Source organism: Modicisalibacter sp. MOD 31.J (assembly GCF_020147985.1).
GTDB classification, from domain to species: Bacteria; Pseudomonadota; Gammaproteobacteria; order Pseudomonadales; family Halomonadaceae; genus Modicisalibacter; species Modicisalibacter coralii.
This window is the reverse complement of sequence record NZ_JAGXFF010000006.1, coordinates 300,109-324,183: the sequence shown is the minus strand read 5'-3', so window position 1 is coordinate 324,183 and position 24,075 is coordinate 300,109. Positions and strand designations below refer to the sequence as shown.

Below are 24,075 nucleotides of genomic sequence, written 5' to 3'. Positions count from 1 at the left end.
TGCCGGGGCTGACATTGCAATCCTCCTCGCGGCTTACCATGCTGGAAACACTGGCCCGAGGAGACGACCATGAACGACCGTGTATTCCTGATCACCGGCGCTTCCAGCGGCATTGGCGCCGCCACCGCCCGCGCCGCCCATCGCCACGACTACCAACTGGTGCTGGCCGCCCGCTCGGCGGACAAGCTCGAGGCCCTGGCCCGGGAGTTCGGCCCCGAAAAGGTGCTGACCGTCAGTTGCGACGTGACGTCCATGGAGGATCAGCGCGCCATGGTCGAGCAGGCCGTCGAACGTTTCGGACGCCTCGACGTGGTCTTCGCCAATGCCGGCCGTGGCGGTTCACCCGGTGGCTTCAGCGAGGCAGACCATCACGCCTGGCGCGACATGCTGCTGACCAACGTCTACGGGGTGGGGCTGACCATCCAGGCCACGCTGCCCGAATTGCGACGCAGCCACGGGCACATCCTGCTCACCGGCTCCGCCGCCGGCCGCGCCACCATACCCGGCTCGATGTACAGCGCCAGCAAGTGGGCGGTGAGCGGCATCGGCTACAACCTGCGCGAGGAGCTGCGCGGCAGCGGGATCCGCGTCACCCTGATCGAACCGGGTATGGTCGATACGCCCTTCTTCGATCAGGTCCCCGAGAACGCCCTGGAGGCACGCGACATCGCCAATGCGGTGATGTATGCCGTCGATCAGCCGGCCCACGTCGACGTCAACGAGATTCTCGTGCGGCCCACGCCGCCGCGCGACTGACGTCTCGACCAACTCTTGTGGGAGCGCTTGACGGGCGACAAGAAAAAACCCCGAAAAGCGACAATTTCCTCTGGCCTAAGCCGCAAAAATTTCGCATGCTGAGGCAGTCCGATAGCCAGACGATGGAGCCTCATGGACCCGGTACGAAGACGCAGTGACTGTGCCAGACCGGCGCAGTCGACCCAACTGCAGCGCGATTTCGATGTCAGAGACATGGAACGTCGCACCCGACTGATGCGCGTACTGACCCGTCGCATCGCCCTCTCCGAACTCGGCAACCGGGAAATCGCCCGGCGCGCCGGCATCCCTACCCAGCGCATCAGCGACCTGCTCGCCGGACGCCTGGAACACTTCTCCGCCGACGATCTCGAAGCCATTCACGACAGTGTGGCCGGCGTGGTCGATCACGAAGAAGCCCCCACGCGAATCACACCACCCTAAAGTAGGCGAATCCCACATCGTACAGATCATCCTGAAAACGTTTGAGTTCCTGGGGCAGCGGCCTTCAAGCCATCGTGCGCCGGCCCCAGTCACGACCGTTTGCGATCAGAGATCCAAGCTCGCTGAGAGCATCACAGTACGAGGCGCCCCCAGCGCCAGGGTTGTGAAGTGCGGCTTTGCCCAATAGGACTTGTTGGTCACATTTGTCACCGTGGCGCGCAACGTCAGCGGGTGTCCTGACATCGATGTGGTATACCGAGCACCTGCGTCGAACACGGTATGACCGGGAACTGACAACGAGTTGTCCGCATTGAGGTATTGCTTGGATACCGAGGTCGCGTTGGCCGTCAGTGTCAGGCCTTGTGTCGTGGGAAGATCCCACTCCGCCCCGAGCTTCGCCTGCCACTGGGGCACGCCCGTGGCCTGTTTGCCCTCATTGCGGGTATCAGTGGCTTTTGTTACCTCGGCATCCAGATAAGCAACACCCCCCATCAGGCGTACATCACTCAGGGGCGAACCAAAGAAGCCCCATTCCACGCCTCGGTTGCGTTGTTCCCCACCAAATGAGAAGACATTCGTGGCAGGATCGGTGTAGCTGCTCGGCCGCTTGATCTCATACACACTCAAGGTGTGGGCAAAGTCACCCAAGTCGAATTTAAGGCCAACTTCCTTCTGCTTTGTCTTGTAGGGAGCAAATATCTCGCCAGCATTTTCCGCCGTATTGGGTGCCGCTTCACCTTGGCTCAACCCCTCGATGTAGTTGGCATACACGGATACCTGGTCAGTGACTTCAACCAGAATTGCCGCGGCTGGCGTCGTCGCACTTTCTTCGTAGCGCTGGCCTATTCGCGCCCCCGTCGCGGCGAGGAAGCTTTCGTCGACGACCTCCTGGCGGCGCGCACCAAGGGTTAAGTGCACCTTGTCATCCAGAAATGACAGCGTGTCTGCGAAGCCGAAGCTGGTCAGGCGGGTTTCCGTACGGGTAATCGCCGGCACGGGAGAAGGCCGTTCTGGTTCTGGCCCCCACACTGGGTTGTATATATTTGAGACCCACTCTTGAGGTAAAAGGTTGATGAAACCGTTAAGATGGTAGTCTTCATTGTAGCTCGTTGCGTTGACCGCGAACTGGTGGCCTATCGAACCTGTTTCGAGGGTCCCCTTGAGGCCTATTTCAGCTGACTTACGCTCCATCTCATCGGAGACACCGCTATAATTTATCGCAAAGTCGCCAGCCTCATTGGTGATCTGTGGCGCCCCCATGATGGAATCGAATTCGGTCTTGCTGATACCCGCCAAGGCATAGGCTGTCAGTTGATTGCTCAGATCGAACTCACCATTGATCATGGCACCTTTGTCCTGGGTGTCATAGAAGCTCCAGGGCGGGTTGAATGCAACATCAGAGCTGGGCACCCTGGGCAAGGACAGCCCGGGTGCAAGCGTAAAGCCTCGCGTCACGCCGTAGATACGATCCTGACTTTGGTAAAGATCGGCAGAGATCCTCGCCCTCTCCCCTCGCCAGTCAAGCCCTAAAGCCAGTTGCTTGGCTGTTTTATCTTGCTCTTCCAAGGCAGTCTCGCCATCTCGATAGGTGCCATTGAAACGAACACCAAACTGTTGGTTCTCGCCAAAACGGCGGCCGATGTCGATATGACCACCAACATGGGCTTCCGACATGTAGCTTGTCGTCAGGCGTGTCAATGGCTCGTCGCCGGCGCGCTTGGTCACGAGATTGACCGCACCGCCTGCCGATCCTTTGGGGGGCATGCCGTTGAGCAGGGCCGAAGGCCCCTTGAGCACTTCGACACGTTCGAACATCTCGGGCGAGCTACGGTAATAGCCTGCCATGCCCGCCAGACCGTTGACGATCACATCACCCACGCTGGAGGGCAGACCACGAATCGAGTAACTTTCATTGCTCTCTCCCGGGATACCGCTCCTGAACACCGCCGGATCGGTCTTGGATATCACTTCCTGGATATCCGTCGCCTGCTGATCTTCAATGAATTTCTTCGTATAGGAGATGGTGGAAAAGGGCGTTTCCATGAAGTCCCTATCACCCAGAAACCCCATGCGCCCCCCCGTGGCTACTTGCCCACCGGCATACGGAACGGTCGGCTCGGCGGCATCTCCTATCACTTGCACCGAGGGTAGTATCATTAAATCTTCAGGGGCTTGGGGAGCGGTCCGCTTATCGTTGACATCCGTTTGCGTATCGACGGTCTGTGCCCCCACCCATGGGCTAGCCGTCAGGGTACCGATCGCCAGTCCAAGCAGTAGCGTTTTTTGCATGACAGCGACTCTGCAACCCAACGGGAATAGCCTGTGCGGGTGTACGGGCTTGGGTAGAAAGTGCGCGACATGGTCGTTGTAGAAGAGTTTCGTCATTTCAGATTCCTTTTAATTATTCCACGTTGAGCCAGGCTTTTGATAAATATATTTATAAAGCAAACGATAATCATTAATATTTATGTTTATAAAAAGATCTCGACGCCCGCATAGCATCACTGGCGGTATCCCTTGATGACATCGTCGATGATGAGCTCCAGGGACGTCACACTCGCCGCCGTAACGTACCAGGCCTCGGCATCGGTAAAGACCACGCGATCGTTCTTCCAGGCCTTGGTATCTCTCAACAGCGGGTTGCTCAGGGTCTCCGCACTCAAGGCGGGACGGTGCTCCATCACGGCGGTGCGATCCACTATGTAGATCACATCGGGGTTGGCCTGCTGAATGAACTCGCTGGATACCGGCTGACCGTGCAGCCCCGTTTCGGCTGTCGGGCTGGCTGGCGTCACACCCAGTGCATTGAAGACGAAGCCGTAGCGCGACTGCACACCGAAGGAGCGGAAAGCGCCATTGTTGTGCATCAAAATCAGCGCCTTCTCGGGGCGTTCCTGCGTGATGCGTTTGACGTCCTCTACCCTGGCGTCGAGTTCAGCCGCTTTTTCATGGGCGAGGTCTTGTTTCCCGAAGATCTGCCCCAGGGTCAGAAGGTGCTCCTTGATGACCTCTATGTGCTTGACCTCGCTGTCCCGGTAATCCACATCGAAATGGATCGTTGGGGCGATCTCGCTCAACGCCTTGTAGTGCTTCGCCTGGAGCGGCGTGATCAGAATCAGATCAGGTCTGGCCGCATGCACCTTCTCCAGGTTGGGTCGAACGATCGCTCCCGTGTCCACCACCTCGGGGTCGTCCTTGTACTGGGCGAGGAAATGCGGCACGAAGTCCTTGGGCATTCCGGCCACGGGAACGTCCAGTTGATCGAGGAAATCGACTTCGTTCATGTCGAGAGCCACCACGCGCTGCGGGCGTTTCTCGATCACGGTCGTCCCCAGCTTGTGCTCAACCGTTATGGGTCCATAGGACGACTGCTCGGCTTGCGCAGTGGCCGGTGATGTCGACGCCTGAGACGACTCCTCTGGCTCCCGGCCGCAGCCTTGCAATGCGACCATTACGGCGGTCAGGAGGGCAAACAGCCAATGCCCCGATGGATGATGGAAAATCATTTCATTTCTCCTGGTGGGTTGAAGTAGTTGCACAGGCAGCCACGCTCGTTCTGGGTAATCTCGAAATCCAGTCCGTAGAGTTCCTGTAGCCGGGCCTCGGTCACGACGTCTGACACGGGGCCGGCGCAATGCATCTCACCACCCTTCATCGCCACGATGTGGTCGGAATAGTTGGCGGCGAAGTTGATGTCATGCACCACCAGGATCACGGTGCGGCCGTGCTCGTCGCAGAGGCGCCGCAGCGCGCGCATGATCTGAACGGCGTGCTTGATGTCGAGGTTGTTCAGAGGCTCATCGAGCAGCAGGCACGGCGTCTGCTGGGCGATGGTCATGGCCAGGAAAGCCATCTGACGCTGCCCGCCGCTGAGCTCGTCGAGGTAGGCAGTGCGCAGCGGATCCAGCGTCAGGAAATCGATGGCCTCGTCGATGGCCTGGTGGTCATTGGCGGTCAGCGCTCCACGGCTGTGGGGAAAGCGGCCGAAGGCGACCAGTTCTTCCAGCGTCAGGCGCAAATTGAAATCGAGGGACTGGCGCAAGGTGGCGACACGCTTGGCGTAGTCGCCAATGCGAATATCCCCGATCCTGCTGCCCTCGATCAGAATGTCACCCCGGGTCGGCTCCAACAGCCGGGCGATCATCATCAACAGCGTTGTTTTACCCGCGCCGTTGGGACCAATCAGCGAGGTCAACCGTCCGGCCGGGAAACTCAGGTTCACGTCGCTGAGGACGGTTTTAGTGCCGTAGGTCTTGGAAAGGTCATGGATGCTAATCATGCCGTCCCCCGCGTACGCGCCATCAGCGCGAGGAACCAGGCGCCACATATCAGGTTGACCAGAATGCCGACGGTCGTTCGGTAATTGAAGATGTGTTCGACCGCTAGCTGGGCCAGGATGAACATCCCGATGGCAATGGCACTGCCCGTGGGTAACGTGACCCGGTGCCTGAAGCTACCGGCGAGCGCATAGGTGATGTTGGCGACGAAGATCCCCATGAATGCAGTCGGTCCGAGCAGACTGGTCGAAATGGCGACCAAGACGGCGATCAACGCGAGGAAAAACCGTACGCTGCGCTGGTAATCCACACCCAGGGATATGGCCTGATCGCGACCCAGCGCAAGCGTATCCAGCGTCGGCAGGGTATGGAGCGCTGCGACACACACCATCGCGACCAGTATCGCCGACACGAGCAGTTGCCCGGGCTCCGCCTTGCCAAAGGACGCCTGACTGAAGCCCTGCAGGATGGCAAATTCACCGGGACTGACCTTGTACTGGACGAACTGCGTGAAGGTGTTGATCACCATCGTCAGCACCAGCCCCAACAGCAGCAGGAAGTAGACGTTGTTCCTGCCATCGCGGAACAGCCAGCGATGGAGGGCCCACGAGTAGCCGAGCATCAGGAGAACGGACAGGAAGAAGTTACCGTTCCCGCCGAGCACGACCAGGCTCCGGGTGCCCATGGCGAGGACAGCCAGGGCTTGCAGCAGCAGGTAGAATGCCTCATAGCCCATGATCGACGGCGTTAATATCCGGTTGCCGGTGATGGTCTGAAACGCGATCGAAGACCAGGCAATGCAGACGCCGCCAATGAGCATGGCGGCCAGCCGGGCAAGCCGTTTAGGAATGACGTACTCGAAATCGAAGCCGGAACGGTAAAACAGGAAGGTCAGTGCCAGGGCGATGACCACCAGCCATACTGCGTGCCGGGAAGCCATGCGAATCACTTGTTCCTCCAGATGATGAGCACGAGAAACAGCACGCCGCCTATGCTGCCGGCCGTCAGCCCGATGGGCACCTCGAACGGGTAAATGAGCAGGCGACCGAGAATGTCACAGGCCAGCAGAAACGATGCGCCGCCCAATGCCACGACGGGCAAGGTGCAGCCCAGGTTGTCGCCATAGTGCAGCGCGACCAGATTGGGGATGACCAGTCCGACGAAAGGGATCGCCCCGACGGTGATGACCGTGGCGGACACAGTGACGGCCACCAGCATCAGGCCCAGCGCCACCGTAGCGGGGTAATTCAGCCCCAGGCTCGTTGCCATGCCCTCCCCCATGCCCAGCACGGTGAAGCGATGCGCGAACAGATAGGTGAGCGCGACGATCGGCAGGATCAGGTAGATGATTTCGTAATTGCCCTGGACGACCTTGGAGAAGTCCCCCAACAACCAGCCCTGCATGCTTTGCAGGATGTTGTGGCGGTAGGCGTAGAACTCGGCAATGGCACTGAGCACGCCGCCGTACATCAGGCCGATCACCGGAACGAGGACCGTGTTCTTGAAACGGATGCGGCGAACGATCGCCACGAAGATCAGACTGGCGGCGAAGCAGAAAACCAGCGCGAACAGCATCCTGCCAACCGTTCCCGTCGTTGGCATCGTGGTCAGCGCGACCAGAATACCGAGCTTGGCCGCATCCAGCCCGCCCGACGTGGCGGGCTCGACAAACTTGTTGCGGACCACGTGCTGGAGGATGACACCGCAGACGGACAGACCCACGCCCGTCAGCACCAGCGCCACCAGCCGAGGCAGGCGACTGGCCGTCAGCGTCAGCCGGGCATCGCTCACCGGCGAGAACAGCTGAGACCAAGCCAGTTGCTGCGCACCGACCAGCAGTGACGCCCCACACAGCAGGATGAACAGGCCCAACAGACTGGCGCGCATCAGGACGACGCTCCATCCGACGCGGCATGGGCAATGCGCCAGCCTTGGGCAGCCCGGTGCTGGGCAAGGAATTGCGCGTACCGCCCCTGAGTGTCGCGCAACTGTCCGGGCGTTCCCTGCTCGACGATCCGGCCGCCTTCCAGCACCACGATCTGATCGGCCATTGCCACCGTCGATAGTTGGTGTGCGATCACGATCAAGGTACGCCGGCCACGCAGCCGCGCCAGCGCCTGGGTGATGGCGGCCTGGTTCTCGACGTCCAGCGCGGCGGTGGCCTCGTCCACCAGCAGGATCGGCGCGTCCTTTAGCAACGCCCGGGCGATGGCGATACGCTGGCGCTCGCCACCCGACAGGCGTGCGCCGCCTTCACCGACCGGGGTATCCAGCCCCTGCGGCAGACGCGCGACGATCTCGGCCACGCCGGCCTGCCGCGCCGCCTCCATGACGTCGGCGTCGCTGGCATCGGCTTTACCCATGCGGATGTTATCGGCGATGCTGCCCGTGAACAGATAGCTGTCCTGGAAAATCTGGCTGATCTGGCCGGCCAGTTGCGCCTCCGACATCTGTTGCACGTCCACGCCGCCGGCTCGCACACTGCCCTGGCCCACATCGAAGAAACGCGCGATCAGCCGAACCAGCGTGGTCTTGCCCGATCCGGATTCGCCAATCAGCGCCGTCATGCTGCCCGGCTCGATACGCAGGCTCACACCACGCAGCACCTCCGGTTCATCCGGTGCGTAGCGGAAATGCACGTCCCGCAGTTCGACCGAGGCATCACGCGGTGGCTGCGGCGCAACGGGCACCGGTAGCGGTTGGACATCGAACAGTTCGCGGATGGCATCGAGCTGGCCACGCGCGCCACTCAGCACCTGGCCGTAGCCGGCCACTTCCAGCAACGAGTCGATGAAGCGGGCCACGAGCATCAGAGAAGCGATGACCGCGATGGCCTCGCCGGTCGCCAGCCCGCCACCCAGTTGGTCGCTCAACCACAGCCCCGCCGCGATGAGCAAGGCGGCAAACACGGCCTGCACGGCCCAGGCGTTCAGCACGCTCGACCCGGCCGAGAGCCAGATCAGCCGCGCGCCCGCTTGGCGTTGCTCCTCGAATACCTCTTCCAGCCAGCGTGTACTGCCACCCTCACCGTTGAAGGCGCGCAGCACCGACTGGGCCTGGGCGAACTCCACCACGCGCTGGCTGGCGTCGGCGAAGCGCCGATGGAAGGCCTCGTCGGCTCGCCGCGAAAGCCGGCCCGTCAGTAAAAGAACGCCCGCCAGCAGCGGCAAGGCGACCAAGGCGATCAGCCCCAGCGGTCCATGCAGCACGAGCAGGACCGCAACCAGCACCATCGGCGTCACCACGCCGGCGATGAGCGGGGTAAATACATGAGCCGGAAGCTGGGCCACGTCCATCATGCCTTGCGTGACGGCATGGCCGAGCCGGGCCGTGTTCTGCGGCGTGAACCAGCCCAAGGGAAGGCGTGCGACATGATCGCCCAGACGGTGCCGCCCACCTCGCAGGATGGCGACGCCTACACGCACACCCGACTGTTCCACGTAGCGCCGCAATATCCAGCAAACCAGGACTCCGGCCAACAGCACGCTCAGCCACGCAACCGTGCGCTGCGTGTCAGCGTTCAGCAGATGGGTCAGGATGGGCACCAATGCCGCGATGGTCAGCCCGCAGAGTACCCCGTAGACAACCGTCAGCCAGACGTAACGGCGGAAGATGGGCACGTCCTCGCCCAGCAGTTGGATAAAGGTCTTCAGCATGGCGGGCCCTCCCGGTCCGTCGTCGCTCCGTAGCCGCCCAGCGCCCAGAGCCGGGCATAACGCCCGTTGTTCGCCAGCAGTTGCCGATGAGTGCCTTGTTCCACGATGCCGCCATTGTCGAGTACGAGGAGTTGATCGGCGTGCATCACGGTATCGAGTCGGTGCGCGATGACCATCAGGCTGCGACCCTGCGCGAAGCGCGACAGCGCGCTTTGGATTGCCACTTCGTTGCCGGCATCGGCGGCGGCCGTGGCCTCGTCGAGCACGAGCACGGGCGGATCAAGCAGCACAGCGCGGGCGATGCTCACACGCTGGCGCTCGCCGCCGGAAAGCTGCGCGTCCTCGCCGACCACCGCGTCATAACCGCGTGGCAGGGCCAGGATGCGCTCGTGGATGTTGGCCGCACGTGCGGCGTCCTCGATTTCCTCCTGGCTGGCCGAGGGCCGCCCCATCGCGATGTTGTCGCGCACGCTGGCGTGGACCAGGCGCACCTCCTGCAAGACGAAACCGATGCGTTGGTATAACTGCGAGGTCTCGATATGCCGCAGATCCACGCCACCCAGTGTGATTCGCCCCTCGCTGGGATCGAAGAAGCGCAGCAGCAATCGGGCCAGCGTCGACTTGCCCGCGCCCGACGGACCGACGATCGCTGTGACCGTGCCGGGCGCCAGCGTAAAGCTGATGTTCGACAGCACCGGCCGTCCATCGCCATAGGCATAGCCGACGTTCTCGAAGCGCACCTCGTGTCCGGCGGGGCTCTGCTGCCGACCAGGTACCACCGGCTCCAGCACGGGCGTTTCCAGCAGCGCCAGCACACGCTGTGCCGCGCCCGTGGCGCTGTTGAGATCGTGCAGCATGGTGTGCAACAGCAGCAGCGGCGCACAGATGCCCGGTGCCACCAGGGCGAAGGGCAGTATGTCAACGGGCGCCATCCAGCCGCGAGCCGCGAACAGCGCGCCGAAGGCCAGCACCACGCCCAGCACCGTGACCGGTGCAATCATCGCGTGGGCATGGGCCATCATCGCGACCAGCGGGCGGGTAAAGCGGATGAAGGCATCGGCGAAGGCATCGACGGCCTCACGGTAGCCGCCATGCGCCCGGCCGGTTGCGCCGAAGGCCTTGACCACGGGAATACCGCCGACGAACTCGACGGCGGCGCTGTTGATACGGCCAAGCCGCGCGACGAACTCCTGCCTGTCTGAGCCGCTGGCCTTCATGGCCCGGTGCAGGAACAGGAAGAAGCCGGGGAAAGGCAACAGTGCGACGATGGCCATGCGCCAATCCATCGCAAACAGGTAGACGACCGAGATCAGGATCGCACCCGCTGCGCGCCCCACGGCCGTGTAGAAATGCGCGGTCAAGCTGTGCAGCGTGGCAATGTCGTCCTGCATCGCCTGCTTGACCTCGCCCGAGGCCCGGCTGGTGAACCAGCCCAGCGGTACCTGGGCCAGCCGCCGCGCCGCGGCCAGGCGCAGGTGGTGGGTGATGCGGTTGTCGGCCAAGTGGGCGATCAGCTTGCCGGCCGATACCAGCGCCATGCCGGCGAACATGCAGGCCACACTGGCGATGACCGTCCACCAGAGCGCTGCCGCTCCCTCCCGCGTATCGCCTGCGTTGCCAAGGGCAATACTGGCGATGTGGGCAATGCCAGCCAGCGGCACCAGAGTGAGCATGGCGCCCCAGGCAGCCAGGATGGCCGCGACTGTCAATTGCCCTCGTATCGGCTTCAAGACCCGCCTGATCGGGCCAGGCTCCCCGAACCTGATCAAATCCTCGCCCCCTCTCACGAAAACTCCCTGAACCCACAATTGGCTAAAGGATGATTCACCCTTGGTGCCCCAAGCATCCCGCCAACCCCTTGTCCGGTATCGCCGACAATCCGCTATCTCGGCCCCTGCAAGCCCGCACGACTTCAATCTTGAATGATAATTACTATCATAAATGTAAACGAAATGTGCAATTAGTTGCAACCCATAAACTAAATGATGCAAAGTCGTCCAGAGTCAGGAAATAGGCGACGCGACGACCAAGGACACCGCGATGACATCACCGGAACGCCGCAACCCACGAGGTCGCGGACGCCCGCCGACGATCACGCGTCAACGAATCGCTGACGCGGGCATCGAGATAGGTTTGCCAAACATCACCTTCACTGGCGTAGCCGCGGGGCTGGGCGTCAGCCATATGGCGCTCTATAACCATGTGCCCAGTCTTGAGGCGTTGAAGCACCTGGTGGCCGAGGAGATCTTCAGCCGCTGGCAGATTCCTCGCGCCATCGGCAACGGCCGTGAGAGCTTGAGGGACTACCTGCTGCTGTTCGCTGTTTCTGTGCGGGACTTTGTGAAGGCGCACCCGGGCGTGACGCCTTACGTCATTCGCAGGATGGCGACGACCCAGTCCATGCTCGACAAGATTGCCGGGCATCAGCGTCACATTGCCGAGGCCTACGGGCTGTCATTGGCGCAAGCACGTTGGCTGCTGGCGACCGTGGCCTTCCACGGCATGGCCGTGGCCGATACGGTGTATTCGGTCGCAGACCGGGAGCCAGCCGTGGATACAGACCGCGCCGAGGAAGAAACCGAGATGGAAGGCGAGCTTAGTCAGGGGATGCACGCTCTCGTCATCGGTGCGCTGGCGATGCTGGAGGACGAGGGCTAGACCGGCAGGTGGACGATCGCCCCGCGTACCGCCGAGGCATCGAGCCACAGCTTGCCGACGCAGATCGGCAGGCGAAAGCGCCGACGGCCGGCCGCGCCGGGATTGAACAGCAACCGGCCGTCGCGCCATTCGTTGCGCGGCTTGTGGGAATGCCCGTGAAGGATGACCTCGGCGGCGGTCGCGGCATCGGCGTCGGCGATGTCGTGCACCAGATGCAGCCGGCGGCCGTTGACGTTGAGATCGAGATGCGCCGGCAACGACTCGGCCCAGCCGGCGGTGTCGATGTTGCCGCGGACCGCGAATACCCGCGCCCGATCCTCGAGCCGCGCGAGGATCGCCCGGTCCTCCTCGCGCGCCCCGACATCGCCGAGGTGTACGATCGCCTCGCAGTCCGCCAGCACGGTCAGCGCCTCGGGGCGCAACTGACCGTGCGTGTCGGCGATCACGCCCAGCGGCGTGGCGATGTGCAGCGTGGTCACGGCATTCACTCCGGCAGGTCGCTGACCGCCCCCAGCGAGGCCGAGGACACCGTGCGCGCGTACTTGGCCAGCACCCCGCGCCGGTAGCGCGGTTCGGGCTGTCGCCAGGCGGCGCGACGACGCTCCAACGCCTCCGCGCTCAGGGCGACATCGATGGTATCGGCCTCGGCGTCGATGGTGATCTCGTCGCCGTCCTCGACCAGCGCAATGGGGCCACCGTTGAACGCCTCGGGGGTGACGTGGCCGACCACGAAGCCGTGACTGCCGCCGGAAAAGCGCCCATCGGTGATCAACGCCACCGCGTCGCCGAGGCCGCGCCCCATGATCGCCGAGGTCGGCGTCAGCATCTCGCGCATTCCCGGCCCGCCGCGCGGCCCCTCGTAGCGGATCACCACCACGTCGCCGGCCACCACGCTGCCATCGTTGATGCGCGCCTGGGCCTCCTCCTCGGAACCGAACACCCGTGCGCGGCCGGTGAAGCGCGTGCCCTCCTTGCCGGTGATCTTGGCCACCGCCCCTTCCGGCGCCAAGTTGCCGCGCAGGATGCGCAGATGGCTCTGTGCCTTCACGGGGGCGTCGAGCGGCTGAATGATCCGCTGATCGCTCGGGTAGGGCGCGACGTCGGCGAGATTCTCGGCCAGCGTACGCCCGGTCACGGTCAGGCAGTCGCCGTGCAGCAGGCCGGCATCGAGCAGCGTCTTCATCAGCGGCTGGATGCCGCCGATCGCCACCAGTTCGCTCATCATGTAGTGGCCGCTCGGGCGCAGGTCGGCGAGTACCGGGACGCGCTTGCCGATGCGCGTGAAATCCTCCAGCGATACCTCGACGCCGATCGCGCTGGCCATGGCGATCAGGTGCAGCACCGCGTTGGTCGAACCGCCCAGGGCGATGACCACGGTGATGGCGTTCTCGAACGCCTCGAAGGTCATGATGTCGCGGGGGCGGATGTCACGCTCGAGGAGCTCGAGCACCGCGGCGCCGGCGGCGCGGCTGTCGTCGCGCTTGGTCTGCGACACGGCGTTCTGCGCCGAACTGCCAGGCAGGCTCATGCCCAGCGCCTCGATCGCCGAGGCCATGGTGTTGGCGGTGTACATGCCGCCACAGGAGCCCGGCCCGGGGATCGCCGTTTCCTCGATCTGCTTGAGTTCGATGCGATCGATGTCGCCGCGGGAGTGCGCGCCCATCGCCTCGAACACCGAGACGATGTCGGTATGATTCTCGCCCGGCAGGATGGTGCCGCCGTAGACGAACACCCCGGGCCGGTCGAGGCGTGCCAGGCCGATCATGCAGCCCGGCATGTTCTTGTCGCAGCCGCCGATCGCCACCACGCCGTCGAAGCCCTCGCAGCCCGCCACCGCCTCGATCGAGTCGGCGATGATCTCGCGCGAGACCAGCGAGTACTTCATGCCCTCGGTGCCGTTGGCGATGCCGTCCGAGATGGTGATGGTATTGAAGATCACGCCCTTGCCGCCCGCCGCGTCGGCCCCGGCGCGCGCCTCGTCGGCGAGCCCGCCGATATGGCTGTTGCAGGGTGTCACCTGGCTCCAGGTCGAGGCGACGCCCACCTGCGGCCGGGTGAAGTCCTCGTCGGAAAAGCCCACCGCCCGCAGCATGGCACGACTGGCGGCCTTGCCGGGGCCGTCCACCACCGGCGCGGAATGGCGACGGCGCTTGTCCGGGTTGTGCTGATCGCTCATGGGATCTCCTTCGGGGCTGTTCGTTGTGGTGTCAGCATATAGTGCGTCCAGTCTGAAAGCCCGCCGGGTGCCACGCAAACGCCACGCCCACCTCAAGCGGCTCACTCCACTTGCCAGGCCCGACGCGGGCGAAGCGCGGCGACCAGCAGCGCCACCAGCGCCGACGCCGCCAGGGCCCCGACGAAGGGCGCCAGGGTCGGCGCGCCGCCGGGAAAGCTCGCAGCCAGCAAGGCATCGCCCAGGCTGCCGCGGAGGATCCAGCCCGGCAGGATCGCTCCCGCCAGGCCGGCCAGCGCCCCGGCCACGGCGGCTTGTGTGCTCATCCGCGACCACAAGCCCAGCATCACCGGCACCACCGCCGTGGCACACAGCAGGTCGGCGATCAGAAACAGTCGCAGCACCGAGTAACCCTGCAGCGCCACCAGCACCGCCGGCACCATCAGCGCCACGGTGATCCAGCGCGCGCCCCGCAGCGACAGGCCACTCCGCGTCTCGCGCTCGCTTTCGCCGACCAGCAGCGAGGCGATGCCGTTCTGCAGGGTATCGACGCTCGACGCCACCAGCGTCACCGCCAGCACCAGGGCGAGCAGTGATACCCAACCGGGGGCCAGCAGGGCAAAGAACGGCATCGGCGGCGTGCCCAGGCTCGCCCCGCTCATCGCCGCCAGGATGCCCAGCCCGCCGATCACCGCCACCACTACGACGGTGGTGATGCCGCCCAGCAGCGCACCGCGCCCCAGCGACCCGACGTCACGAGCCGCCCAGACCCGCTGCCAGTAGCCCTGATGGAAGAGATTCGCCGTGGTGACCGCGATCACCAGCGTCACCGCCACGCCCCAGGCCTCGCCGGCCGGCACCGACGGCAACGCGGCGTTCGTAGGCAACGCCGGCATGTCGACCAGCACCGCGCTGCCGACCACCACCAGCAGCACGCTCAACAGCAACGCCTGCCAGCGGTCGGTGGCCAGGCTCGCCCGCAATCCGCCCCAGGCGGTGTAGGCCAGCGTGGTCACCGCCACGGCGACGATCACCACGCCACCCGACAGCGGCGAGAGCAGCGCGGTGATACCGCCGATCGCGCTCAGTTCGGCGGCCAGGAAACACGCCATGTAGAGAACCGAGATCAGCGCCACGTAGCGCCGCACACCATCGCCGAAACGCACGGCGGCGAACTCGCCGATGCTGCGACCCGCCGGCAGGCGGCGCCGAATCGCCGGCCCGCACAGCGCCAGCACCACGAACGGCAGCGCCGAGCCCACGGCATAACCGGCGAGCGCCAGCGGGCCGACGAAGGCACCGACCTCCGGGGGCGCGAACAGGATCCAGGCCCCCATGCCCGAGGCCAGGAACGACAGCCCCAGGGTGGTGGCGGACTGCGAGTTCCGCGCGGTCATGTAGTCATCGAGTCGCAGATCGCCGCGGCCGCCGCGCAGCCCGAGAATCGCGAACAGCACCAGCGCCGCGCCCAGCGCGGCCAGGGTCGCATAAAGCATGTCGCACTTCCTCCGCCGGCATGAACCGGATCAGGTTCCAGGGTCAGCGGTGTGTCGTGACCGCACTCTCAGCCCGCTCTCGCAGGACTCCCCTGGCGACAATGAATGTGGAATTTCGTTAAAGATTCGCGCGCGAATGTCGATAACTCGTGTTATCCGCTCATCTCTCGTCGATGCGCGGCACTCGAGCAGTGTATCGGCGTCGAACCGGCACGCTACCCTATCAAAATGCCAGGCAACGAGCAGTCATCGAGAACGAGCCATGATGAAATACAATGAAGCCAAGGAGCATGTCCCGGGACGCCTGCATCGGATCCTCGACGACCCCTATCAGGCCTTCGTCAATGAGACGCCCGAACGCTGGGAGCATCTGAGCCTGGCCCTGCATGCCCTGCTCGACCGGGCGCTGAACCAGGACACGCTCACCCTGCGCGTGATTCATGGCTGGGAAAACGGCAATTTCGACCCGGCCAGCCTCGCCCACAGCGACCACCTGATTCACGACATCGACGACATCCGCCAGGTATCGGCCGTCTATGAAAGCGCACGGGACGCCATCGAACCCGCGCCCTGCGATGCCGGCTCGCTGCTGCAGGGCCAGCTCGACGACGCCATCCGCCGCGCCGAGGACACCGGCCAGCCCATCGACGAAGAGACCCGGCGCAACCCGGCCCGCTGGCCGACCTTCGAACAGGGCCTCTATCTCTATACCTTCTTCAAGGTCTACAACCGTCTCACCTACGGCGAGGACGACAGCTATCGCTCGATCCTGTGCCAGACCCCCGAGGGTGAATGCGAGATCCACGAGTTCCATCTCGAGGAGGGCGAGTTCGCCATCGTCCTGCCCACCGACGAAGCGGCCACGGCAGCGACGCAGTTGATCCTGCACGAGAGCCAGCTGGAACCGATGAGCCAGTTGCTCGAACGTTGCCGGATCACCGCGTGTCTTCAATAGACCGGTAGTCACGACGCGGCTCAAGCGCGCGCTCGGCCTGACGAGGCTCGCGCGCGACGGCGATTTTCGGCACCATGGTTCGCATCGAGTCGCCGAGGATTCCGCATGAGCCAATTCTGGCGGGATGCCGCCCTGCCCTTCGTCGAAAGCCGCCGCGCCAGCCATAGCCGTGCCTGCTATCGCGCCCACAGCCATCCCACGCTTTCCATCGGCGTCGTCGATCAGGGCCAGAGCCTTTTCCAGTGCGCCGACCAGCACGCCACTCTGACGCCCGGCAGCCTGGTCAGCATTCCGGCCCATGCGGTCCACGCCTGCAATCCCCTGCCCGGCCGCGGCTGGAGCTATCAGATGCTCTATCTCGATCGCGCCTGGGTCGCCCATGTCCTGGGCGACGACAACGCGGATATCGACACGACGGCCTTCGTCGGCGAGTCGCCGACGGCCTACCGGGCGTTCTGCCGGCTCAACGACCTGCTGTTCTCCGGCGCGTCCGTCAGGACCAAGCAAGCGGGGCTGATCGACTTCCTGGTCGCGCGTCACTGGCGCGGCGGGGCCGCCCTGCTTCTGAAACGGCCCGCGGCGACGCGCCTGCAGGCCATCCAGGACCATCTACTGCAATCCCTGGCGCACCCACCCGGGCTCACGGCCCTGGCCCGCAAGCACGCCATGAGCCGCTATCAGTTGATTCGCCTGTTCCGGCACGAGACGGGGCTGACCCCGCATGCCTGGCTGCTGGATCAGCGTATCCAGCGAGCCAGGCAACGCCTGCAACAGGGCGCCGCACTCGCCGATCTTGCCCAGGAACTCGGCTTCGCCGACCAGGGCCACTTCCAGCGCGTCTTCAAGGCGCGGGTGGCCAGCACGCCGGGAGGCTATCGCCTCGGCTAAGGAAACGCTGCATAAATGCCTGCGCGGACTCGGCGTCCCCAACGAATCGCTTCGTTGCGTGGTACTCGAAAACTCGCCTAACTTCACGTTATGTCTCGTTTTCTCCGTTCCATGCGCCTCGCGCTTCATCTCGCTCGTCGATTTATTCAGCATTTCCCTAGTCGCTGCACTTTTCTTCAATACCCCGGCGGCGGCGTCCGTCAGCATGGCGGTTCCTGGATACCGAGGGACCGTCATGCTGCAACAATTCCTGCTGGTCGCCGGGGCGCACTTCCTCGCCCTGTTGAGCCCGGGGCCCGACTTCTTTCTCATCCTGCGTTACGCCATCGTACGCGGGCGCTGGCCGGCGGCACTGGCTTGTCTCGGCATCGCCCTGGCCAACGCCGCCTTCATCGCCCTGGCGCTGCTGGGGCTGATGGCACTCAGCGCGCACAGCGAGTTGTTTCTCGCCCTGCAATTGGCCGGTGCCGGCTTCTTGATCTACATGGGGGTGAGCTTCCTGCGCCACGCCGGCCGGACCCGACTCGGGCAAGCCAATGTCGATGCCGGCTCGCAGAGCGCCTCGCTGGGCGCCCTGGCGGCGGGGCTGGCCTCGGGTCTGCTCAACCCCAAGAACGCGCTGTTCTACGCCAGCCTGTTCGCCCTGCTCAACGCACGCGACACGCCGCCGACCGTCCAGGGTCTCTATGCGGTGTGGATGGTCGGCGTGGTGCTGGGCTGGGACCTGCTGGTGGCGCGCATGGCGGGGCACCCACGGCTGATCCAGCGCCTGGGGCGCGGCCTCAAGACCATCGAGCGGCTCGCCGGCCTCGCCCTGCTGCTGCTGGCGCTGGGTATCGTCGCGTCGCAGCGTCAGGCACTGTGGGCGCTGCTCGCGGGGTGACGGCACACCGCGAGAGGTGGCCGACTCAGCCCATCGAGATGGTGCTGTTGATGCCGAGGGAGACGTTCTCCGGCTCGAACCAGCGCGACGTCACGGTCTTGGTCTGGGTCCAGAAGGCGATCGCCTGCTTGCCGTTGGGTCCCAGGTCGCCGAGCTTGGAGCCGCGCGAGCCGGTGAAGCTGAAGTAGGCCACCGGCACCGGGATCGGCACGTTGATGCCTACCTGGCCGACGTCGATGTCGGCCTCGAAGCGCCGCGCCACCCAGCCGGAGTTGGTGAAGATCGCCGTACCGTTGCCGTTGGGGTTGGCGTTGATGAAGTCGATGGCCTCGTCGAGGGTCTCGACGCCGACCACGCACAGCACCGGGCCGAAGACCTCCTCGCGATAGATCGTCATCCCGGCGGTCACGTCGGCGAAGATCGTCGGCCCGACGAAGTTGCCGTCCGGATAGCCGTCGACCGTCAGCCCACGGCCATCGAGACGCAAGGTCGCCCCCTCGCTGACGCCCTGACCGATCAGCCCGACCACCCGGTCGCGGGCCGCCGGCGAGACCAGCGGCCCCAGGTCGGCGTCGCGCTGGGTACCGGGACCGACCTTGAGATGGCGCGCCCGGTCGACGATCTCGTCGAGCCAGTCACGCGCCTCGCCGACCAGCACCAGCACCGAATTGGCCATGCAGCGCTGGCCGGCGGCCCCGAACGCCGAACCCAGCACGTTGTTGATCGCCTGACTGCGGTTGGCATCGGGCATCACCACGCAATGGTTCTTGGCGCCCATCATCGACTGCACGCGCTTGCCGGCGGCACCGGCACGCTCGTAGATGTGCGTGCCGACCCGGGTCGAGCCGATGAACGACAGCGCCTTGATGTCCGGATGGTCACAGAGCCGGTCGGCGACCTCGGGGCCGCCGTGAACCACGTTGAGCACCCCGGCCGGCACGCCGGCCTCGTGGGCCAGCTCGACCAGCCGCATGGTCGACGACGGATCCTGCTCGGAGGGCTTGAGCACGAAGGTATTGCCGGTGGCGATGGCCAGCGGAAACATGAAGCACGGCAGCATGATCGGGAAGTTGAACGCCGTGATCCCGGCGCCCACGCCCAGCGGCTGATGCAGTGAATAGACGTTGACGTCGCTGGCGGCATTCTCGGCGATCTCGCCGAGCTGCAGCGAGGTGATCGAGCAGGCATGCTCGACCACTTCCAGCCCGCGACCCACCTCGCCCTCGGCGTCGGGCAGGGTCTTGCCGTGCTCCTCGGTAATCAGCGCGGCGAGCTCGGCGGCGTGCTCGCGGATCAGTGCCTGAAAGGCGAGCATGATCCGCATGCGCTTGGCCAGCGGCACCTTGCGCCAGGTCCGGAAGGCATCCTTGGCGCTGGCGACGGCACGGTCGACCTCCTCCAGCGAGGCGAATGGCACCCGCGCGACCACCGCCTGGGTCGCGGGATTGACCACGTCGCGCCACTCGCCGGACTGCGAGGGAACGGGCTGGCCATCGATATACAAGGCGATTTCACGAACGGACATGCTGGCGGCTCCTGACGGCGCGAGCGCGGCAGCGGCCGGCTCGCCGATTGTGGTTGTTCTGCGCGCGGTGCCGCGGGTAACGGCAGACCCGGACAGACGCGGCGACTCATCCCCTCAAGATTAGTCACACCCCGATTCGCCGGACAATAGGTGAATCCCCAGAGAGCGTGTACGAGATCGCCGAGTGCCGCCAGCTTGCCATCCCCCTCTCAGGTGCCGCAGAACGTCCGGAACACCCGCTCGCTCGGTGCCGCCGGCAGCGTGTACGCCTCGCGGCCGGGCTGCGCCTCGAAGGGCCGCGCGAGCACCTCGCGCAGGGTCTCGAAGGGCGCGAAATCGCCCTCGTAGGCCGCCGACAATGCTTCCGCGACCCGGTGGTTACGGGGGATGTAGCATGGATTGACCCTGCGCATCCGCGCGGCGATGGCGGCCCCGTCGGCGTCCTCCTGGGCCAGTCGGGCCTGCCAGCGCTCCAGCCAGGCCTCGAGGGGCTCATGACGCTCGGTCAGCTCGAACAGTGCCGGGCGGGCCTCGGCGGACTCGGCGACGTCGGCCAGTTGGCGAAAGCTCAGGGTGAAGTCGGCACCGCCGGCCTGCAGCGCCTCGAGCAGCGACTCGGCGAGTTCGACATCCCCCTCTTCCTCGCGGGCCAGGCCGAGCTTGGCACGCATCACGGCCAGCCACTCGGCGTCGTACTGGCCGGGGTAGCCCTCGAGGACCCGGGTCGCGCGCTCGACGCCGCGCTCACGGTCGTCGTCGATCAGCGGCAGCAGGGTCTCGGCGAAGCGCGCCAGGTTCCACTGGACGATGCCCGGCTGATTGCCGTAGGCGTAGCGCCCGCGCTCGTCGATGGAACTGAACACGGTGCGCGGATCGTAGGCCTCCATGAAGGCGCAGGGGCCATAGTCGATGGTCTCGCCGGCGACCGAGGTGTTGTCGGTGTTCATCACGCCATGGATGAATCCCACGCCCATCCAGCGGGCCACCAGCGCCGCCTGGCGCTGCTGCACGGCCTCGAGAAGCGCCAGGTAGCGTTCCTCGTCGGGCCGCTCGGCGAGTTCGGGGTAATGGCGTGCGATCGCCTCGTCGGCCAGGGTGCGCAGCGCGTCGACATCGCCCCGGGCGGCGAAATACTGGAAAGTCCCCACCCGCAGATGACTGTCGGCCACCCGGGTCAGCACGCCGCCAGGCTCGGGCACGCGGCGCAAGACCCGTTCGCCGCTGGCCACCGCCGCCAACGAGCGGGTGGTGGGCACGCCCAGCGCGTGCATCGCCTCGCTGACCAGGTACTCGCGCAACACCGGGCCCAGCGGCGCCCGACCGTCGCCGCCGCGGGAGAACGGCGTGCGACCGGCGCCCTTGAGTTGCACGTCGCGCAGCCGGCCGTGGCGGTCGGTCACCTCGCCGAGCAGCACCGCCCGGCCATCGCCCAGGCTGGGCACGAAGTTGCCGAACTGGTGACCGGCATAGGCCTGGGCCAGCGGCTCGGCACCGGGCGGAACCCCATTGCCGGAGAACCACTCGGTCGCCTGGCGCTCGTCGAAGGCCGCGAGATCGAAACCCAGCTCCTCGGCCAGCGGCCGGTTGAAGGCGACCAGGCGGGGCGCCTCGACCGGCACGGGATCGAAGCGGGCGAAGAAATGCTCGGGCAGGCGCGCATAACGCAGGGTGAAGGGGGAAAACATGGGCGCTCCCATCGATGACTGAACTCGGATTACCTTCACCATAAACCATAGTGAATTGGTCAACTATGCCGACATGGCAGCCACCCGGAAAACGTGCCAGAGCGACAGGCCGCCCTCGGCTGGCCAAAAGATAGCCGTCGTCGCGAACCCGTTCGCGCCCACCGGAATGGCTCAGCCGACCTCCAGCGCCCTGACGCTGGCCACGAAGTCGCTGAATCGCTCGCCCTGGATCAGCACGTGCTCGCGCAGCTGGCGCTCGGCCCGTTCGGCGTCGCCACTCTCGATGGCCGCGACGATCCCGCGATGCTCGTCCAGCGAGGTCGCCAGGCGGTGGCGCACCTGGAGCTGCAACCGCCGGTAGGGCTTGAGGCGCTGCTTGAGCTGGTGCGCCTCGCGGGCCAGGAAGCCGTTGTGGCTGGCCGTGTAGATGCCGTGGTGAAAGACCTCGTTCTCGTAGTAGTAGGCGTCGGGATCGCCGAGCTCGGCGGCGGCCTCGCAACGAGTCAGGGCGTCACGAAGCGCGACGAGCTCCTCCGGCGTGATACGGCGTGCCGCCAACCGTCCGCACATGCCCTCGAGTTCCGCCATCACCTCGAACATCTCGATCAACTGCTCGATGCCCACCTTGGCGACGAAGGTGCCCTTCTTGGGTGACACCGTGACCAGGCCGCTGGCGACCAGTTGCTGGATCGCCTCGCGAACCGGGGTGCGCGACACCTGGTACTGCTTGCCCAGCGCCTCGGGGTCGAGCCGCTCCCCCGGGGCGCGCCGCCCGTTGATGATGTCGTTTTCCAGCGACTCCTTGAGACGCTGGGCGTTCGACGGTTTCTTGCCGCTCACGGCTGCCTCCCCTCTTCGCGGCGCCGAGGTCGTCGCCTCGGCGCCCTCACCACGGTGCAGCGGTAGCATCGCCGTGCTGCCACCAAGGTCTACCTGCCCCGGTTTGACACGGGTATTCCGGACCGCCTATTAAAGTATACATCAGCATCGCTGATACATATTACACAACAACAAGTTCAGGAGACGCCATGAAAACCTCCCTCAAGATCGCCCTCGCCACCCTCGGCCTGAGCGCCGTCGTCGGCGGCAATGCCGCCGCGGAAACGACACTGCGTGCCTCGCACCAGTTCCCCAAGGGGGATGTCCGCGACAAGATGGTGCAGATGATCGCCGACGAGGTGGCCAAGGCCGACGTCGACCTCAAGGTGCAGGTCTATCCCGCGGAATCGCTGTTCGGCGCCAAGGAACAGTGGTCGGCGCTGGTCCGCGGCCGTCTCGACATGACCGCGCTGCCGCTCGACTACGCCAGCGGCCGCCATCCGGAGTTCTCGGCGACGTTGATGCCCGGTCTGGTGCGCAACCACGAACGGGCCCAGCGCCTCAACGATTCCCAGTTCATGGACATGATCAAGACGGTGATCAACGATGCCGGCGCCCGCGTGCTCTCGGATGCCTGGCTGGCCGGCGGCTTCGTCTCGGACAAGCAGTGCATCACCTCGCCGGAGACCGTCGAGGGCCAGACCCTGCGCGCCGCCGGGCCGGCCTTCGAGGAGATGCTCGCCAGCGCTGGCGCCTCGATCGCCTCGATGTCCTCCTCGGAGATCTACACGGCGATGCAGACCGGCGTGCTCGACGGCGCCAATACGTCCTCGGGCTCGCTGGTCTCCTACCGCATCTTCGAGCAGGCCGACTGCCTGACCGCCCCCGGCGAGAACGCGCTGTGGTTCATGTACGAGCCGATCATGGTCTCCGAGCAGAGCTGGCAGAAGCTCGACGAGAAGCAGCAGCAGGCGCTGACCGACGCCGGCGAGAAGGCCGAGGCCTACTTCGCCAAGCAGGCCGCTGATCTCGACCAGGAGCTCGTCGACGTCTACAAGGAGCACGACGTCGAGGTGGTGACCATGTCGCCCGAGGACTTCCAGGCCTGGCTCGACGTCGCCAAGCAGAGCGCCTACAAATCTTTCGCCGAGAAGGTGCCCAACGGTCAGCAGTTGATCGACGCCGCGCTGGCCGTCGACTGAGGCGGCCATGAAGCCCTCTCTCGATGCCGCGCCCCTCGACCACGCCGTCCACCCGGCTGCCTCGCGCGAGGCAGCCCCGCCTGCTGCGACGCCGGAGGGTGTCATGCCACACGCTCAAGCCCGCTCGACGGGCCCTCGCCACGGGCTGGTCGGCGGTTATATCCGCCTGATGGACGGCCTGTCGATCGCCACCGCCGTGCTCGCCGGCGCCCTGCTGGTGATCGGCGTACTGGCCGTCTGTCACATGATCTTCGTGCGCTCGGCGCTCGGCGACAACACCACCTGGCAGACCGAATTCGCGGTCTTCGCGGTCACCGCGTCGATGCTGTTCGGGGCGCCCTACGTGCTGATGACCGGCGGTCACGTCGCGGTCACGGTACTGCCCGACACCCTGGGTGGCAAAGCACGGCAGATCATGCGCGGGCTCGCCGCGCTGGTCGGCCTGGCCTTCTGCATGGCGCTGACCTACGGCGGGTGGCACTACTTCCTCGAAGCCTATGGGATGGGCTGGACCACCGGCACGGTCTGGAACCCCCCGCTATGGCCGGCGCTGCTGCCGCTGGCCGTCGGCGCCAGCCTGCTCACGCTGCAGTACATCGCGGAAATCCTGCGCGGCGAGCGTGCCGTCGACACTGAACAACAGAGCGGAGGAGATACCTGA

Annotated in this window: 21 protein-coding genes and 1 riboswitch; of the genes, 8 read left to right on the top strand and 13 right to left on the bottom strand. The window is 65.1% G+C overall.

Annotation, left to right across the window (positions count from 1 at the left end; genetic code table 11):
• Nucleotides 1-69: 69 nt before the first annotated feature.
• Both KGR00_RS21300 and KGR00_RS21295 read left to right on the top strand, forming a co-directional pair.
• Nucleotides 70-756, top strand: a complete 687-nt coding sequence (locus KGR00_RS21300; protein WP_129141379.1) for an SDR family oxidoreductase — start codon at nucleotides 70-72, stop codon at nucleotides 754-756.
• Between the two features lie 132 nt (nucleotides 757-888).
• Complete coding sequence (locus tag KGR00_RS21295) at nucleotides 889-1,197, top strand: XRE family transcriptional regulator (RefSeq protein ID WP_224419242.1); 309 nt, start codon at nucleotides 889-891, stop codon at nucleotides 1,195-1,197.
• 105 nt (nucleotides 1,198-1,302) lie between these two features.
• Here the strand turns inward: KGR00_RS21295 and KGR00_RS21290 are convergent, their stop codons facing one another.
• The 7 genes from KGR00_RS21290 to KGR00_RS21260 all read right to left on the bottom strand — a co-directional run bounded on the left by KGR00_RS21290 (nucleotide 1,303) and on the right by KGR00_RS21260 (nucleotide 10,917).
• Entirely contained in the window at nucleotides 1,303-3,582 is a 2,280-nt protein-coding gene (locus KGR00_RS21290) for a TonB-dependent siderophore receptor (RefSeq protein WP_224419241.1), read from the bottom strand.
• Nucleotides 3,583-3,698: 116 nt separating this feature from the next.
• Complete coding sequence (locus KGR00_RS21285) at nucleotides 3,699-4,703, bottom strand: siderophore ABC transporter substrate-binding protein (RefSeq protein ID WP_224419240.1); 1,005 nt, start codon at nucleotides 4,701-4,703, stop codon at nucleotides 3,699-3,701.
• Nucleotides 4,700-5,476 carry an ATP-binding cassette domain-containing protein gene (locus KGR00_RS21280; RefSeq protein ID WP_224419239.1) on the bottom strand — a complete coding sequence of 259 codons (777 nt, stop codon included), beginning with the start codon at nucleotides 5,474-5,476 and terminating at the stop codon, nucleotides 4,700-4,702. Before KGR00_RS21280 ends, KGR00_RS21285 begins: the two co-directional genes overlap by 4 nt.
• A complete protein-coding gene (locus KGR00_RS21275) occupies nucleotides 5,473-6,414 on the bottom strand; it encodes an iron chelate uptake ABC transporter family permease subunit (RefSeq protein WP_224419877.1) in 942 nt (313 codons plus the stop codon). Before KGR00_RS21275 ends, KGR00_RS21280 begins: the two co-directional genes overlap by 4 nt.
• A 5-nt stretch (nucleotides 6,415-6,419) precedes the next feature.
• Entirely contained in the window at nucleotides 6,420-7,361 is a 942-nt protein-coding gene (locus tag KGR00_RS21270; RefSeq protein WP_224419238.1) for an iron chelate uptake ABC transporter family permease subunit, read from the bottom strand.
• Nucleotides 7,361-9,130 carry an ABC transporter ATP-binding protein gene (locus KGR00_RS21265; protein ID WP_224419237.1) on the bottom strand — a complete coding sequence of 590 codons (1,770 nt, stop codon included), beginning with the start codon at nucleotides 9,128-9,130 and terminating at the stop codon, nucleotides 7,361-7,363. The genes KGR00_RS21270 and KGR00_RS21265 overlap by 1 nt, the downstream gene beginning before the upstream one ends.
• Nucleotides 9,124-10,917 (bottom strand): ABC transporter ATP-binding protein, encoded by a 1,794-nt coding sequence (locus KGR00_RS21260; RefSeq protein ID WP_343232814.1) that lies wholly within the window; start codon nucleotides 10,915-10,917, stop codon nucleotides 9,124-9,126. The genes KGR00_RS21265 and KGR00_RS21260 overlap by 7 nt, the downstream gene beginning before the upstream one ends.
• A gap of 253 nt (nucleotides 10,918-11,170) precedes the next feature.
• Here KGR00_RS21260 and KGR00_RS21255 point away from each other — a divergent pair, with 253 nt between their 5' ends.
• Nucleotides 11,171-11,788 (top strand): hypothetical protein, encoded by a 618-nt coding sequence (locus KGR00_RS21255; protein WP_224419235.1) that lies wholly within the window; start codon nucleotides 11,171-11,173, stop codon nucleotides 11,786-11,788.
• Here KGR00_RS21255 and KGR00_RS21250 read toward each other — a convergent pair.
• The 3 genes from KGR00_RS21250 to KGR00_RS21240 all read right to left on the bottom strand — a co-directional run bounded on the left by KGR00_RS21250 (nucleotide 11,785) and on the right by KGR00_RS21240 (nucleotide 15,457).
• On the bottom strand, nucleotides 11,785-12,267 hold the full coding sequence (locus tag KGR00_RS21250) for a metallophosphoesterase family protein (protein ID WP_224419234.1): 483 nt from the start codon (nucleotides 12,265-12,267) through the stop codon (nucleotides 11,785-11,787). The two genes, KGR00_RS21255 and KGR00_RS21250, sit on opposite strands and share 4 nt — an antisense overlap.
• A 5-nt stretch (nucleotides 12,268-12,272) precedes the next feature.
• Nucleotides 12,273-13,964: a dihydroxy-acid dehydratase gene (ilvD, locus tag KGR00_RS21245; RefSeq protein ID WP_224419233.1), complete on the bottom strand. Its 1,692-nt coding sequence runs from the start codon at nucleotides 13,962-13,964 to the stop codon at nucleotides 12,273-12,275.
• A gap of 101 nt (nucleotides 13,965-14,065) precedes the next feature.
• Nucleotides 14,066-15,457 carry a sodium:solute symporter gene (locus KGR00_RS21240; protein WP_224419232.1) on the bottom strand — a complete coding sequence of 464 codons (1,392 nt, stop codon included), beginning with the start codon at nucleotides 15,455-15,457 and terminating at the stop codon, nucleotides 14,066-14,068.
• Nucleotides 15,447-15,561: riboswitch (TPP riboswitch) on the bottom strand. Its footprint overlaps the gene before it by 11 nt.
• Before the next feature lie 158 nt (nucleotides 15,562-15,719).
• On the opposite strand from KGR00_RS21240, the gene KGR00_RS21235 reads away from it, so the two are divergent.
• The 3 genes from KGR00_RS21235 (at nucleotide 15,720) to KGR00_RS21225 (ending at nucleotide 18,183) form a co-directional block, all read left to right on the top strand.
• A complete protein-coding gene (locus KGR00_RS21235; protein ID WP_224424521.1) occupies nucleotides 15,720-16,412 on the top strand; it encodes a hypothetical protein in 693 nt (230 codons plus the stop codon).
• A gap of 105 nt (nucleotides 16,413-16,517) precedes the next feature.
• Nucleotides 16,518-17,300, top strand: a complete 783-nt coding sequence (locus KGR00_RS21230; RefSeq protein ID WP_224419230.1) for an AraC family transcriptional regulator — start codon at nucleotides 16,518-16,520, stop codon at nucleotides 17,298-17,300.
• A 235-nt stretch (nucleotides 17,301-17,535) separates the two neighbouring features.
• Complete coding sequence (locus tag KGR00_RS21225) at nucleotides 17,536-18,183, top strand: LysE family translocator (RefSeq protein ID WP_224419229.1); 648 nt, start codon at nucleotides 17,536-17,538, stop codon at nucleotides 18,181-18,183.
• A gap of 25 nt (nucleotides 18,184-18,208) precedes the next feature.
• On the opposite strand, the gene KGR00_RS21220 is transcribed toward KGR00_RS21225, so the two are convergent.
• The 3 genes from KGR00_RS21220 to KGR00_RS21210 all read right to left on the bottom strand — a co-directional run bounded on the left by KGR00_RS21220 (nucleotide 18,209) and on the right by KGR00_RS21210 (nucleotide 22,233).
• Nucleotides 18,209-19,708, bottom strand: a complete 1,500-nt coding sequence (locus KGR00_RS21220) for a CoA-acylating methylmalonate-semialdehyde dehydrogenase (RefSeq protein WP_224419228.1) — start codon at nucleotides 19,706-19,708, stop codon at nucleotides 18,209-18,211.
• A gap of 209 nt (nucleotides 19,709-19,917) precedes the next feature.
• Complete coding sequence (locus KGR00_RS21215; protein ID WP_224419227.1) at nucleotides 19,918-21,393, bottom strand: YdiU family protein; 1,476 nt, start codon at nucleotides 21,391-21,393, stop codon at nucleotides 19,918-19,920.
• 171 nt (nucleotides 21,394-21,564) lie between these two features.
• Nucleotides 21,565-22,233 carry a GntR family transcriptional regulator gene (locus KGR00_RS21210; protein ID WP_203234925.1) on the bottom strand — a complete coding sequence of 223 codons (669 nt, stop codon included), beginning with the start codon at nucleotides 22,231-22,233 and terminating at the stop codon, nucleotides 21,565-21,567.
• 188 nt (nucleotides 22,234-22,421) lie between these two features.
• Between KGR00_RS21210 and dctP the strand changes: the two genes are divergently transcribed.
• A complete protein-coding gene (gene dctP, locus KGR00_RS21205; protein ID WP_224419226.1) occupies nucleotides 22,422-23,414 on the top strand; it encodes a TRAP transporter substrate-binding protein DctP in 993 nt (330 codons plus the stop codon).
• A gap of 103 nt (nucleotides 23,415-23,517) precedes the next feature.
• Nucleotides 23,518-24,075: a TRAP transporter small permease subunit gene (locus tag KGR00_RS21200; RefSeq protein WP_224419225.1), complete on the top strand. Its 558-nt coding sequence runs from the start codon at nucleotides 23,518-23,520 to the stop codon at nucleotides 24,073-24,075.